This is a genomic window from Thalassomonas sp. M1454 (assembly GCF_007097525.1).
GTDB lineage: Bacteria > Pseudomonadota > Gammaproteobacteria > Enterobacterales > Alteromonadaceae > Thalassotalea_A.
The window spans coordinates 41372-55343 of sequence record NZ_VKDD01000001.1 but is presented as its reverse complement, the minus strand read 5'-3'; the positions used below and the strand labels follow the sequence as shown (position 1 = coordinate 55343).

10 protein-coding genes are annotated in these 13972 nt (G+C 39.3%); 6 read left to right on the top strand and 4 right to left on the bottom strand.

What is annotated here, in order from left to right:
- Positions 1-12 precede the first annotated feature (12 nt).
- On the bottom strand, positions 13-933 hold the full coding sequence (locus FNN08_RS00245) for a LysR family transcriptional regulator (protein WP_143582636.1): 921 nt from the start codon (positions 931-933) through the stop codon (positions 13-15).
- Positions 934-1117: 184 nt separating this feature from the next.
- Between FNN08_RS00245 and FNN08_RS00240 the strand changes: the two genes are divergently transcribed.
- The 5 genes from FNN08_RS00240 (at position 1118) to FNN08_RS00220 (ending at position 7834) form a co-directional block, all read left to right on the top strand.
- On the top strand, positions 1118-2455 hold the full coding sequence (locus FNN08_RS00240; protein WP_143582635.1) for an aspartate aminotransferase family protein: 1338 nt from the start codon (positions 1118-1120) through the stop codon (positions 2453-2455).
- A gap of 69 nt (positions 2456-2524) precedes the next feature.
- Complete coding sequence (locus FNN08_RS00235; RefSeq protein ID WP_143582634.1) at positions 2525-4015, top strand: CoA-acylating methylmalonate-semialdehyde dehydrogenase; 1491 nt, start codon at positions 2525-2527, stop codon at positions 4013-4015.
- Positions 4016-4093: 78 nt separating this feature from the next.
- A complete protein-coding gene (locus tag FNN08_RS00230) occupies positions 4094-4765 on the top strand; it encodes a cupin domain-containing protein (RefSeq protein WP_143582633.1) in 672 nt (223 codons plus the stop codon).
- A 126-nt stretch (positions 4766-4891) separates the two neighbouring features.
- On the top strand, positions 4892-6367 hold the full coding sequence (locus FNN08_RS00225; RefSeq protein WP_143582632.1) for an aldehyde dehydrogenase family protein: 1476 nt from the start codon (positions 4892-4894) through the stop codon (positions 6365-6367).
- Positions 6368-6421: 54 nt separating this feature from the next.
- Positions 6422-7834, top strand: coding sequence for an NAD(P)/FAD-dependent oxidoreductase (locus FNN08_RS00220; protein WP_143582631.1), 1413 nt, complete (start codon positions 6422-6424; stop codon positions 7832-7834).
- A 67-nt stretch (positions 7835-7901) separates the two neighbouring features.
- Here FNN08_RS00220 and FNN08_RS00215 read toward each other — a convergent pair whose 3' ends face one another.
- From FNN08_RS00215 to FNN08_RS00205, 3 genes are all read right to left on the bottom strand, one after another.
- Positions 7902-9311 carry an FAD-binding oxidoreductase gene (locus FNN08_RS00215; protein ID WP_260679240.1) on the bottom strand — a complete coding sequence of 470 codons (1410 nt, stop codon included), beginning with the start codon at positions 9309-9311 and terminating at the stop codon, positions 7902-7904.
- A gap of 101 nt (positions 9312-9412) precedes the next feature.
- A complete protein-coding gene (locus FNN08_RS00210; protein WP_143582630.1) occupies positions 9413-10606 on the bottom strand; it encodes an MFS transporter in 1194 nt (397 codons plus the stop codon).
- A gap of 81 nt (positions 10607-10687) precedes the next feature.
- Positions 10688-11512 (bottom strand): helix-turn-helix transcriptional regulator, encoded by an 825-nt coding sequence (locus tag FNN08_RS00205; protein WP_143582629.1) that lies wholly within the window; start codon positions 11510-11512, stop codon positions 10688-10690.
- A gap of 148 nt (positions 11513-11660) precedes the next feature.
- Here FNN08_RS00205 and FNN08_RS00200 point away from each other — a divergent pair, with 148 nt between their 5' ends.
- On the top strand, positions 11661-13952 hold the full coding sequence (locus FNN08_RS00200) for a TonB-dependent receptor (protein ID WP_143582628.1): 2292 nt from the start codon (positions 11661-11663) through the stop codon (positions 13950-13952).
- Positions 13953-13972 lie beyond the last annotated feature (20 nt).

Genomic DNA, 13972 nt, shown 5'->3' with positions numbered 1-13972 from the left:
TCATTAATAATGCTAAGTACTACTTTCTAGTGCATCTAAGTAGGCTTGTAGTATTAGGTTATCACGCGCACCTTTACGGGTAATAACAGAAAATTTAGTAGAAAAACTTCTGGTATGTGAGCCAATAGCACGGAGTTTATCTTGGTTAACCCAACGCTCTGCATAATGAGTTGGTAAGAAACCAATAAAGCGCCCGGTTAAAATTAAAAACGCAATGCCTTCTCGGTCAGTTGACGTTGCGGTAGCGTTCAATACATTTTGTTGTTGCTTAATTGATACTGGCTGTGGGTAATTAGGTACAACAGCATCATATTGGCTTAACGCTGAGTCGCTTATACTATCTAAATCCTGATTAAATAATGGATGCTGATCACTACAGTAAAGTAGGGAGGTTTCTTTATATAACTTACGGTAGTTAAGGCCAGGTAATGTTCGCAGTTCTGGCACAATGCCAATATGTAATTGACCATCGATAATCTGTGTTTCAATATCAATTGGCGGGATCATTTTAATATTAATGACTACATTAGGCGCTTTGTGTTTTAGTGTACTTAATGCTTTGGTTAAACGCATTTGAGGTATGGTGACTAAGTTGTCGGTAATGCCTATATTTAAGTCACCCACCAATTCGGTATTAATCGCATTAACCTGCGAGCGAAATGTTTCTAAGCTAGACATTAATTGCATTGTTGCTTGATAAAACTGCTCACCTTCACTCGTTATTGAAAACCCAGCTCTACCGCGGTGGCATAATTTCATCTTCATCAAACTTTCAAGTTCAGTTATGGCTTGGCTAATAGCTGGGCGGCTGATATTTAACTCAATTTCTGCAGCGGCAAAACCGCCCGACTCAATAACGGCTCTAAAGATCCGCAGTAGTCGAATATGGGCATCGCCAATTTGTTTTGGCAGTAAATTTTTATTGGCTGACATAGTTACTTAATTCAATTTAAAGCTAGCAAGTTATTTGGTTAATCACTTAGTTAAGTGATTACTTAACTAAGGTTAATTAATTATAGATTTAATAATCTAACAAACTATTGATAATAGCAGCAACATTTATATTTATTGGTTAGCGCTTAATCAGTATTAACCGGCTTTAAAGAGCGAGACAAAAATGAATAATAATCCTGCAAATTGTGGTTTAAGCCAAGAGCAACTTGATGCTCATTGGATGCCATTTACGGCAAATCGTCAGTTTAAACAAGACCCACGTCTTATTGTTAGCGCCGAAGGTCGTTATTATACCGATGCACAAGGTCGTAAAATTTTTGATGGTTTGTCAGGTTTATGGACCTGTGGTGCTGGGCATTCGCGCGATAAGATAACTCAAGCCATTGCCAAACAAGCAAAGCAATTAGACTACTCTCCAGCATTTCAATTTGGTCACCCTAAGTCATTCGAGCTAGCTCATAAAATTACTGAGTATATGCCGCAAGGTTTAAATCGAGTATTTTTTACCGGCTCTGGCTCTGAATCAGTTGAAACTGCATTAAAGATGGCGCGAGGTTATTGGCGTAAAAAAGGTTTAGCCACTAAGACTCGTTTTATCGGCCGAGCTAAAGGCTACCATGGCGTTAATTGGGGTGGCATAAGTGTTGGTGGTATTGGCGCAAACCGCGCACTTTACGGCCAAGGTATTGATGCTATTCATTTACCTCATACCATGACGCCGGAAAATAAATTTAGCCAAGGTATGCCGGCAAATGGTGCTAACTTAGCAAATGAATTAGAAGAAATGATCGCCTTGCATGATGCATCCAATATTGCCGCGGTTATTGTTGAACCTATGGCTGGCTCTGCTGGTGTTATTCCACCACCAGTTGGCTATTTGCAACGTCTTCGTGAGCTTTGTACAAAACATAATATCTTACTTATTTTTGATGAAGTAATCACTGCGTTTGGGCGAGTGGGTAGTAAAACCGGAGCTGAAGAGTTTGGTATTGTACCAGACTTAATGACTACGGCGAAACAAATTACCAATGGTGTTGTCCCTATGGGTGCGGTAATCGCTAAGCAAGAAATCTACGATACGTTTATGGATACCGCAGGTCCAGAATATATGCTTGAGTTACCTCATGGCTATACCTACTCTGCTCATCCCATTGCCTGTGCAGCCGGCTTAGCAACGTTAGAGCTATTAGAAGAAGAACAACTTATCGCTCAATCGAAAGCACTGGCACCTACATTTGAACAAAAACTACATAGCCTACAAGGTTCAAATCATATTACAGACATACGTAATTATGGTTTAGCCGGCGGTATTTCCATTGTCGCTAAAGATGGTCAACCGGCCCTTCGTCCTTATGAAATAGCGATGAAATGTTGGCAGAAAGGATTTTACGTACGCTATGGCGGCGACACGATTCAGCTTGGCTTACCATTTAGTACGCAAGCGAGCGAAATAGACAGCTTAATCAATGCTATTGGCGAGTCTATCGCTGAAGTCGAATAACAATAAATTTATATAACTTTTTAAGAATTATTTACTTGCAATAAGTGCTGGTATAAACAAGGAAAACTCATGACAACAATTGGTCATTTAATTAATGGTGAAATGGTTACCGATGGTGATCGCACGCAAGATGTTTTTAATCCTGCAACCGGCGAAGCAGAGAAAAAAGTACTGCTTGCCTCAAAACAAACGGTAGAGCAAGCAATAGCAAGTGCGGAAGCAGCTTTTCCAGAGTGGCGCAATACCCCTGCAATTAAACGTGCACGTGTAATGTTTCGTTTTAAAGAGTTATTAGAAGAAAACGCTGATCATATCTGTAAATTAATTGGCCAAGAACACGGTAAAATAAGTCATGACGCAGCGGGTGAGTTGCAACGAGGTATTGAGAACGTTGAGTTTGCATGTGGTGCGCCACAATTACTTAAAGGTGAGCACAGCCGTAATGTTGGTCCTAATATTGATTCATGGTCTGAGTTTCAACCATTAGGTGTTGTTGCTGGTATTACGCCATTTAACTTCCCGGCAATGGTACCAATGTGGATGTTCCCACTGGCGATTGTTTGTGGTAACACATTTGTATTAAAACCATCAGAGCGTGATCCAAGTTCAACACTTTATATTGCTCAACTATTAAAAGAAGCAGGTTTGCCTGATGGTGTAATGAACGTTGTTAATGGTGATAAAGAAGCCGTTGATACGTTATTAACCGATCAGCGTATTAAAGCAGTGAGCTTTGTTGGTTCAACTCCTATTGCTGAATATATCTACGCTACAGCTAATGCTAATGGTAAGCGTTGCCAAGCCCTTGGTGGAGCGAAAAACCATGCGATTGTTATGCCTGATGCCGATATGGATAATGCGGTAAACCAACTTCTTGGCGCTGCATTTGGTTCCTCAGGTGAACGTTGTATGGCATTATCTGTTGCTGTTGCAGTAGGTGATGAAGCGGGCGATGCGCTAGTTGCTAAAATGCAAAATGCGATGACAGGTTTAAGTGTTGGTGCTTATGACAATGCGAGTAATGATTTTGGTCCGGTAATTACGTGTCAGCATAAAGATAAAGTAAATGGTTTTATTACCAGTGCCGAGCAACAAGGTGCAACCGTTGTTGTTGATGGCCGCAATCCTAAAGTTGCAGGTTATGACAACGGCTACTTTGTTGGTGCAACGTTAATCGATGGGGTAACACCTGAAATGGATAGCTACAAAGCTGAGATTTTTGGCCCTGTGTTACAAGTCGTTCGCGTTAAAACCATGCAAGAAGCCATGAAATTAATTGACGATCACGAATATGGTAATGGTACCTGTATCTTTACCCGAGATGGTGAAGCGGCACGTTACTTCTCTGATCACATTCAAGTAGGTATGGTTGGTATTAATGTGCCTTTACCTGTACCGGTTGCTTATCACAGTTTTGGCGGTTGGAAACGTTCATTATTTGGTGACTTACATGCTTATGGTCCAGATGGCGTACGTTTTTATACTAAACGTAAAACTATTACTCAGCGCTGGCCATCAAGTGGTGTGCGTGAAGGGGTTTCATTCGCCTTCCCGAGTTGATTAAGTTAAAGCTTAGGTCGTTAAATAACGGCCTTTTTTATCCCTATATTAAAAATTATACCTAGAGAACGATAATATATGACTAACCAGATAATATCCCTTTCAGCGTATCCTGAAGGTTTCCATGATGAAGCCGATGAACTGACTGCCGATATGTTTGCATCCGATATTCCGTTGCAACATAGCCATGACTATTATTGTGATGAAGATCTTGGCTTATACGTTGGTGTTTGGGACACTGATACTATGGATGAGACTCCAGGACCTTATGGCATGGAAGAATTTATGGTGGTGCTAGAAGGTCAGGCGCAAATTAAAAATAATAAAACCGGTAATATTGAAACAATTAAGGCTGGTGAAGGTTTTGTTATTCCTAAAGGTTACGATTGCCAATGGCAGCAACAAGGTTATCTTAAAAAATTCTATGTAATTTTAGACAATGACACACTAGCGCCGGGTAACAGTGAAGTTGATTCGGTAGCCCTATTTAAAACAAGCCAAACTAATAAGGTATTTATTAATGAGCAAAACACATTTAAAGCAGGCATTTGTAATAGCACTGAATATATTAAGGCAAATAACGAACACCGCTTTATCTACGTTTTATCTGGCTCATTAACGGTAAAAAGTAGCTCGCACAAAGAACAGACATTCACCGCTAGTGAGTCAATTTTTATCAAAAATAATGAACACCTTGATTGCAATATAAGTGATGATTTTAAGGCATATTTTTGTAATGTAGTGGTATAAACATTAAATTAACACTTGAATGTGTTTAATAAATTGAACACACTAGTTTTATATAAGATACATTTGTCGCTAAGAACAACTAGTCTGTAAAGTCAGGTTAGCTATAAACACAACAAAGGACTCGCAATGCAAAGCAAACACTTTATTAATGGTCAATGGACAACTCCAGCAACAACAAATACATTTGCCACTATTAATCCTGCAACCGAAGAAGTTATTGCTCAAATCCCTGCTGGGAATAGTGATGATATCAATTTAGCGGTAGAAGCAGCGCGTGATGCTTTTGATAATGGACCATGGCCTAAGCTAAGTGGTGCAGAGCGAGCTGTTTATTTGCAAAAAATGGCGGATATCATTAATCGCCGTTTAACTGAATTATCAAAACTAGAAGTACTTGATAATGGTAAGCCTTACCCTGAAGCCGAGTGGGATATTGAAGATACTGCCGGTTGTTTTGAGTATTATGCAAACCTTGCTAAAGAACTTGATAACAGCTCAGAGTCTAGCGTGGAATTACCAGAGCCTCGCTTTACCTCGAAAGCAATTAAAGAGCCTGTTGGTGTTGCTGGCGCCATTATTCCTTGGAATTTCCCTATGTTAATGGCGGCATGGAAAGTAGCTCCAGCATTAGCAGCAGGTTGTACTATGGTGCTTAAGCCTTCAGAAATAACTCCTTTAACCGCTATCGCCTTAGGTGAAGTTGCCGAAGAAGCTGGCTTACCTGCTGGCGTGTTAAATATAGTTACCGGCCTTGGTCAAGATGCTGGTCAGCCATTAGCACAGCACCCTGATGTAGATAAAATGGCGTTTACCGGCTCAGTACCTACAGGCGGTAAAATTATGGAAATGGCGGCTAAGCAAATTAAAAATATTAGCTTAGAGCTTGGCGGCAAGTCGCCATTAGTTATTTTTGAAGATGCCGACATCGAAGAAGCCGTTGAATGGATTATGTTTGGTATTTTTTGGAATCAAGGTCAAGTTTGTTCGGCAACATCAAGAGTATTAGTGGCCGAATCTCTTTATCCGAAGTTATTAGAGTGCTTAATAAGCGAAGCTAAAAAAATTACTATCGGTGAAGGTAATAGCGACGGCGTGTTATTAGGGCCATTAGTAAATAAAACTCAATATGAAAAAGTCTTAGCTGCCATTGCCAAAGGTGCCGCTGAAGGTGCCAAAATTGCAACTGGTGGTAAGCGTGCGGCAAGTTTTGGTAAAGGCTACTACATTGAGCCAACCGTATTAACCGATATGAGTGAAGACAGTTGGATCTGGCAAGAAGAAATTTTTGGCCCAGTGGTATGTGTTAAACCATTTAAAGATGAAGCCGACGCTGTGCGCATGGCCAATGATTCACGTTTTGGCTTAGCTGCTGCAGTAATGTCTAAAGATGAGCAACGCTGCGAGCGTGTTGCCAGAGCGTTTAGAGCAGGAATTGTTTGGGTTAATTGTTCACAGCCTACGTTTGTGGAAGCGCCTTGGGGTGGTTACAAACAATCGGGTATTGGCCGCGAGTTAGGGCAATGGGGCTTAAATAATTATCTTGAAACCAAACAAATTACCACGTTTAAAAGTGACGAACCTTGGGGTTGGTACATAAAGTAATTATTAAAAAATTAAATTAATAGCAGTAAAATAATTTCAATAAAAAGAGGATTTATGCAGCAGGCATTAGAAGCATTACAACATTCTAAATATGGTTCATTATGGTTAGACTCTGACGACCGTCCAGAGTCAGAGCCTGCTTTAGAGGAGGATGTTGTTTGCGAGTTGCTTGTTGTCGGAGGTGGTTTTACCGGTCTCTGGGGAGCATTGCAAGCTAAAGAGAGGCGCCCTGATTTAGACATCATTTTGATTGAAAAAACTTTTATTGCAGATGGTGCATCGGGTAGAAACGGCGGTTTCCTAAGTTCCGATCTAGCCCATGGTGAAAATAACACTGAATACCACTTCCCCGGAGAAGAGGAAAAACTCGCTGAATTAGGCAAACAAAATATCAGAGAAATGCTCGCTACCTTTGATAAATATGGAATTGATGTTCATTACGAATGTGTTGGCGAAACAGAGGTTGCAGTAGATGATGCTGCCAAAGCTGATCTTCGTGAATTATACGAAGAAGAAAAAGCCGCTGGTGAAGATGTGGTTTGGTATAACCAAGAAGAAATGCAAAAACAGGTTAACTCGCCTACCTATAAGGCGGGTATGTTATATCGAAATGGCTTAGATGGCATTGTTGACCCTGCTCGAATTTGTTGGGGACTTAAAGAGGTTTTACTTAAATTAGGGGTTCGTATCTATGAACATACTCCTGTCGAAATGTTAAAACCTTTAGGCCAAGATAAGATGAAAGCATCTTGCCCTAATGGCCTTATTATCGCTGACAAAGTGCTAGTTGGTACGAATGCTTTTAGGTCGCCAGTACGTCAAATAAGAAAATCCATTATCCCTGTTTGGGATTATCAAATTGCTACAGAGCCACTAACCGAAGAGCAGCTTAAAGCCATAGGTTGGGATAAGTTTCACCATGCTTTGGGTGAAAACAATAATATGTTCCACTATTATCGTATGACCAAAGACAAGCGCATTACATGGGGCGGCGGCGGTGCAGTACGTTATTATTATAATAAAAATATTAAGCGCAGAGACTGTGCCGATATACCTGAAAGGTTTGAGCAGTTAGCCGCAGAGTTTTTTGAAACTTTCCCTCAGCTTAAAGATGTTAAATTTAGTCATCGTTGGAGCGGTATCATTGCTACATCAACTCGCTTTTGTATGGTACCAGGTCATGCTTATGATAAACGTGTTGCTTGGGCTGTTGGCTATACAGGTTTAGGTGTTGGAGCATCTCGATTTGGCGCTCGCGTTGCTTTAGAATTGCTCGGCTATGACCCAACAGATATTCTCGATATGCAATTTATCAAAAAGAAACCTATGCCTTGGGCACCTGAGCCATTTCGTTGGTTAGGGGTAAAAATAACTCACGCGGCATTAGTTAAAGCGGATAAAAATAATGGTAAACGAGGGCTATGGTTAAAGCTTCTTGATAAACTCAACCTAGGTTTTACTTGTTAAATCTATATAAGAAAAGACAGCAAACTAATAAATACTAGTTTGCTGTCTTTTAAAGTTGAACTCGAAATTACTGTTCGTTTTGAGTAATAGGGAAGCCCATCTTTTCAACTAATCTTACCCAAGGCTCTCTCCAGCCACCTTTCTCATCTAAAGTATCTAATGCATACATAGTGATTTTAGCGCCAATCCAGCGAAATGGTTCTGGTGGAATGTAACCAGGTAATGTATTAGCAAATTTCATTCTTGTTTCTAGCGTGTCTTTTTTATCGATAATATCTAAAGCAACGCGCGCACCAAATCTAGTGGCGGTAACGCCAAAACCTGAATAGCCACCAGCATAGATCATGTCGCCATTATAATAGCGCTGATAATGTACTGCCATTCTTGTGGTTAAGCCGATAGGGCCACTCCATGCATGCGAGAATTTCATATCAGTTAGAGTAGGAAATGTCTTGTAAAATTGCTGTACTAACGGCAGGTAATTTTTATCTGTTTTGTCATCTTTAGGGTCGGTATCATTATTAAAGAAATAGCCTAAGCGACCGCCAAATAAAATACGATTGTCTGCAGTTAAACGCATATAGTTTAATTGCGTGCGTGTGTCATAGATGCCTTGACGATTTTGCCAACCAATACTATCCATTTGCTCTTTAGTTAATGGCTCTGAAACAACAATTCGATCGCGAATAGCAGAAACTCTTTGACTGATTTTTTTGTGTCCAGCAGCAAATGCATTGGTGGCTAATAGTACTTTATTCGCTGTGATATTGGCATGCGGTGTTGTTACTAATACACCCGGATTTAAGTGTTTACTGTCAACTAATGGCGTATATTCAAAAATTTGAACGCCTAATTTTAGCGCCGCAGCTTTTAAGCCCCAAGCTAGCTTAGCAGGGTGTACTGTACCGCTGCGTTTTTTCGACCATAAACCACCATGAAATAGTGGTGAGTTAATCTCTTTTTGTACTTCTTCTTTATTAAGTAAGTGTGCATCGTGACCATATTTGTCATATAGAACAAATTCTTTTTCTATATCAGGTAAGCCTTCATCACCAATAGCGACGGTAAGCTCTCCGCCCCATTCAATATCACAATCAATATCATAGCGCTTAATGGTCTCTTTAAATTGATCCATATTTTCTTTGCCTAAACGCTCTAATTCTTCCATATCTTCAGGGAATAATCTTGCAGCATTAATTAGGCCATGCATAACTGAAGTCGATAAAATTGCTGCTGGTCTCCCCGAAGCACCTATTGCCATACATTTAGCTTCAATGATGATGATATCGCGTTCAGGGTTATTTTCTTTTGCTTGGATAGCCGCCCATAGCCCAGTAAAGCCACCGCCGACAATAAGTAAGTCACATTGTTTGTCTTCGGTTAGCTTTGGCTCATTCTCAGGGGCATTTTCATTATCTAACCAGTAAGGAAAAAACTTAGTTTTAAGTAATGCTTTTTGTGCTTGTTCGTTCATCATTGTAGTTCCAGTTACTAATGCAATTTATGAAATAAAGAGCAATTTAATTGATCTGTATGCGGCTAAGTTAAGCCAAATAAAATAAGGATATTTGCTAAGGGCTAACTTGCATCAGCAATCTCGGGTGCAATTTTTCGTAAGTGCTTATACACCACCATATAGATAAGCATGGCGCTGATGGTGCCAACAGCACAAAGCATCATTACGCCGTCATAACCATAGTTATTAGTAAGGATATATCCTGCAGCGGCAGGGGATAGAGATTGGGTGAATCCTTGCGCTGCGGGTACAAGTGCAGCGTAACGGCCTGTGTGATCAATATTACCTAATGTACCAAGTTGGAATACGTCAATAAATAACCAACTAAAGTTAAAGATGGTAGCCGCAATTACGTATTTAATTGGTGTTACTTCAAGCATTAGTAAACACAAAATACTTGTCATTAAAACAAAAGCGCCAATAAGCGGTTTTGATTGGCCAAACTTATTACCCATCCAAGTAGCAATAGCACAGCCTGAAAGTGTAAACAGTGTACCAATAGCAAGGGTATTAGCGATGAAGTCGTCACTTAGGCTACTGTCCGCACCTAAACGTTCAATAAAGGCCCAAAATGCTCCAACATTAATATATACACAGGCAACAGCGACTAAACATAACCAAGGGATCCATTTAGGTATTTTAGCGTTGTAGTAGGCTGACTTATCTGTTGCCGTGGTGTCGTTAACATCACTTTTCTTCGGTAGCCAAGGTATGAAAAATAAGGTTGCTATGAATGCACAACAGAAGAAGATGAAGATCCCATTCACGCCCCAGGCGTCTGATATAGATGGGAATGTGTATAACTCAATAGCATTTACCGCAACTAGAGCAAATAATAAAATACTGAAATTACGTGCGGTCTTATGAGTACCGGCTAGACTTGCAACACCTACAGAGTAACAAATACCACCACCAAGACCTGAAATAATTCTAATCGCAAATAAGGTGTCAAAATCATGAAAAATAGTTGAGCTGTAATTAGCTATAATCGCAACTATGGTGCCAATTATGGCTAAGGTTTGACGGTTACAGCGGTTAACTAATAATGAAGTTGCAATGGATGCTATAAAAATACCGATTAAATCGGCAGAAGCTAACCAACCTAATTGTTGTTCATCAAAACCTAAAGTTTCAGCTAAAGAGCCAACTAGCATAGGCATGCCGATGAATACCGCATTACCAACAATACTAATAATCACTGCTGCCGCAATGGCTTTGGGGTTATCAAATAAGGAAAGGGTTGTTGGTTGAGTCATAGTAATTATATCTGTAATAGAATGTAAACAAACTATTTCAAATTTTAGCTCAACATAATATCCCCCATTCGGGGGAGGGACCTAAATAAAGCTTAAAGGATCTTCTTTTGAGCCTTTAGGTAAAGCCTTAAGTGAGGCAATGAATAGATAAAATAGTTCTGATTGTGAAGTAACATCAAGCTTCAGATAGATGTTTTTTCGGTGGTGTTTAATGGTTTCAACACTGTTCTCTAACTTTTCAGCAATGTACTTTACCGAGTAACCATGTAGTACGTAATGCAATATTTCACATTCTTTTGGAGTGAGTAGTGAGCTACCAAAAGCCCCTAACGCGTGTTCTAAGTGTCCTTCAAAACTACCATCAAAAGCTGTTTCATAAGCTTGTAGCCATTGGGTAAAAATACTTTTTACTAGGCTAAAAGTGTTTTCGATAAATGCTAAGTGATCTTGGTTAAAACTTTGATGAATAGAATGTTTTACTACCGAGATACTTAAAATTGATTTATCACTGAGCTGCAACATAATACAGACTTCATCTTCAAAACCACTTTTTTCATAAAAAACTGAATAGTATTCAGACTCTTTAAATCCTTCAGGCGCCACATCATCTAATTTAAATACCCCTTCAGCTTGGTTATCCAAGGCGTATCGATAGAAAGGGTCTAATAAGTAGGCGCCATCTTCATAGGTACTTATATGCCAATTAGGATCTTCGTTGGCGAGCAGTCGGTGGTGAGTAGTTTGTGGTTTACCTAAATAAGGGTACAGGGTGATCATGCCGCTACTGCCATCGAGCATGCTCTCTACACCTTGTAATAATTCATTAATCGAATCGGTGCTGAACTTTTTACTGATGACGTTAGCTAAAACATCACTCCACAGGTTTATTTTTTTTAAAGAAATCATGAATAATTGGAACTTATTTTTATATCTCCCCTTTTTGGGGGATAAACAAAACGACTACAAACTGCAATAGTTAAAAAAGTGTTACTTAAAACTATAACAAAAATAATATTTGTACAAAGTAACAAATAAATCATTAGGGGGATATAAAATGAGTAATAAATCTAAGTTTACTAAGTCGATTGTCGCATTAGCTGTAATGGCGGTTACACAAAATGTTTATGCTGAAGAAATTGAAAAAATTTCGGTAACAGCGCAAAAAAGAACACAAGCAATTACCGATGTTGGTGTAACAGCTACAGCTTTCCAAGGTGATATGCTTGAAGATATCGGCGTTGAAAATGCGGTAGATTTAGGTGCTCATACTCCTGGTTTAGTTGCCGTTAACGCAACATCTGGCGGTACGCCGATATTTGCAATACGTGGTATTGGTCTAGATGATTTTAGTCCAAACAATACTAGTGGTGTAGGTGTTTACACTGATGAAATTTTTGCCAGTAGCCCTGTATATTTAGGCGGTCAATTATTTGATATTGAACGTGTGGAAGTACTTAAAGGCCCTCAAGGTACTCTGTATGGTAAAAATACGACCGGTGGTGCAATTAATTTTATTACCAAAAAGCCTACGGATGATTTCGAATCTTATGTTGAAGTTGATTACAGCAGTTATCAAACACTAGAAGTTACTAGCGCTGTTGGTGGTGCTATTACTGATACAGTAAATGGTCGAATTGCTGTTAACTATGCTAACTCAAATGAAGGTTGGCAAACTGATGATGAAACAGGTGAAGAGTTCGGTTTTATTGATACTTTTGCTGTTCGTGGACAACTTGGTTTTGAGCTAGGTAGTGCCGGTACGGGCTTATTACGTGTGTATATGAGTCAAGATAAATCAAAGCCTAGTTCACCAGATAGTGAAGGCATTGAAGATGTATTTGGTGATGACTCATTTGCGACACTAAATTCGCCTTCAGCTCCTGATAAAGTAAGTGTTGGCCAGCTTGATGTACAACGTGATGAAGAAGGCTCTGGTGTATCACTTACCTTAGATTATTCTTTTGATAACTTCGATGTGATTTCTATTTCTTCTGTGGACACATACGATCGTAGTGTTGTCGATAATTACGATGGTTCAGCCATTGCTACTATGGAACTACTACAAGAGAATGAGTTATCTCAATGGTCTCAAGAAATTCGCTTCGTAAGTACTGCAAGTAGCGACTTTACTTGGGTAGCCGGTTTTAATATTTCAAATGAAGAAGTTGATACCGTAGATACATTTGATGATTCATTTTTCTTAACCGATTCTGCATTTGATGGTGTGTTATATCCAGAAGATATTTCTGCATACAACCTTGATCGTTTTACTGCCGATTACGTACAAGAAACTGACTCTTATGGCTTATATCTACATACTGAAACACAGCTAAATGATAGCTGGAAGTTAATTGCAGGTATTCGTTACTCAAATGATGAACGTAGCTTCAATGGTGAATCAACCAACCTAAGTTTTGGTGAAGTGTTCCCTGTAACTGAATTAAACGAAACTAATGAAGAAGATGCTGTAACAGGTAAGTTAGGCTTAGATTATCGAGTAAATGATGACTTATTAGTATTTGGTAACGTATCTACAAGTTACAAAAGTGGCGTTTATTACGGTGGTGCAATCTTAGATTCATCAGCATGGAGTTACGTTGAGCCGGAAGATGTAACATCAGCTGAGCTTGGTTTTAAGTGGACTTTACTTGATGGTTCTATGCAATTTAATGGTGCCGCATTTGCATTAGAATATGAAAACCGTCAATCATTACTTACCTTTGTATCTGATGATTTTAGTAACTTTAGTGAATTTGCTGTTGCTGATACTACGTTAGCAAATATTCCAGAGTCACAAACCACAGGTTTTGAAATGGACATTCACTGGTTACCGACAGATGAACTAACATTACAAGCTGGTGTTGCTTTTCTTGATTCAGAAGTGACTAAAGCACCAACTACTGAGGATTTACGTGGTATCAATGCCGATCCATCAGTAAATGACATGGCTAATGAAAATGGCTTTGGTTTCGTTGATGCATTAGCAGCGCCATTAGAAAACGGTACCGTATTATCGCAAGCACCAGAGTGGAGTTATAACGCCTTAGTTGCTTACGATATGCCACTAGAAAATAATTTATATTTGAAATTCCAAACAAGCTACAGCTGGTCTGATACTCAATACGCACAACTGGCAGATGATAATGCAGAATATGGTCCGGTTAGTTCGTTAAATGGTTTAGTTTCACTTAGCTCTGATGAAGATAACTGGACAGTATCATTATGGGCAAGAAACTTACTTGATGATGATGCTGAAACCTATTCATTCACTGGTTTTGCCGGCCGTACAGTTTACCGTCAAAAACCAACGACATTTGGTTTAACAGTTAAATATAATTATTACTAAATCTGCTTAAACAAAACAGT